Annotated in this window: 1 protein-coding gene; it reads left to right on the plus strand. The window is 70.4% G+C overall.

All coding sequences use genetic code 11. The annotated features are described in order from the left end of the window. Window positions 1–764: 764 nt before the first annotated feature. Window positions 765–980 (plus strand): hypothetical protein (locus GT354_RS54770; protein WP_237535678.1); only part of this gene is annotated, 216 nt, incomplete at its 3' end.

The raw sequence follows: 980 nt of genomic DNA on the forward strand, positions 1-980 counted from the left end.
CGTGAGTGCTGCGAGAGACGCCGCCACGGCGACGATGCGCTTCGAGGGTGTCATGGCTCAGAAGTATGTAGGAGGAAGCCCCGACTCGGCAGGTGCAAACCGGCCACTCGGACGTCCGGCCGGTCACGCTCGTGCCGTTCCCCACCGACCTGATCCGGGGCGCGGCGGCCGGTGCTCGGGTGGTCGCGGTGTACGACAACAGCGGAGGTCGGATGGTCGACGATGTACGACTGGCCGTACTCGGCGCGACCCGGGTGCACTTCATCGGGCGGCTCGGCCTGGACCCTTCGGGCTTCGGGACCGCGCCCGACCTGGACGTGGACGCGATGTGGGCCCGAATCGAGGCCGTGGTCGAGGCCGTGGTCGAGGCCGTGGGAGCGGGCACCACTTGTGCGCCGGCTGCGGCGAGTCGATCGCGATGCGTTCGATGGTCGAGCAGGTACAAGAGGCGGGCCAAGTGGCCGACGCCGTCGCGGTGTTCGGCATCGGCTGCCACACCGCCCACTCCGACAACCTTGACATCGAGGTGCTCCGGGCGCTGCACGGTCGTGCCTCGTCGCCGGCCACCGGCGCCGAACGGGGTGCCCTGGACTTGCTCGGGTTCACCGGGCATGGTGACGGCAACATGATCGACGAGGGGCTCCGACAGGTCCTGCACACGGCGGCGCGTGGCGAGACCGGCGCGTGCTTCATGCTCGTGCGGCGGCTTCTCGTTCGTGGAGATCCCGACCAGGTGTCCGACCGGGTGTCCGACCGGGTGTTTCGTGGACACCGCAGACGCGCCCGACTGTCTCGCGAACACGCACGCGGCGACCACACACGCTCGGCGTACTCAAGGACACCGGCCCCAGCGCCGGCACCGGCTCCGGCCCCGCCCTGCAACCAACGGAAGGGAAGCCGACGTGAACACCACCCCCGCCCCCACCCCCGCCCCCGCCCCGATCGTCGTGGGCATCATGTATCCGCCCCGCTGGGACATC

The organism is Streptomyces sp. SID3343 (assembly GCF_009865215.1).
Taxonomy (GTDB): Bacteria; Actinomycetota; Actinomycetes; order Streptomycetales; family Streptomycetaceae; genus Embleya.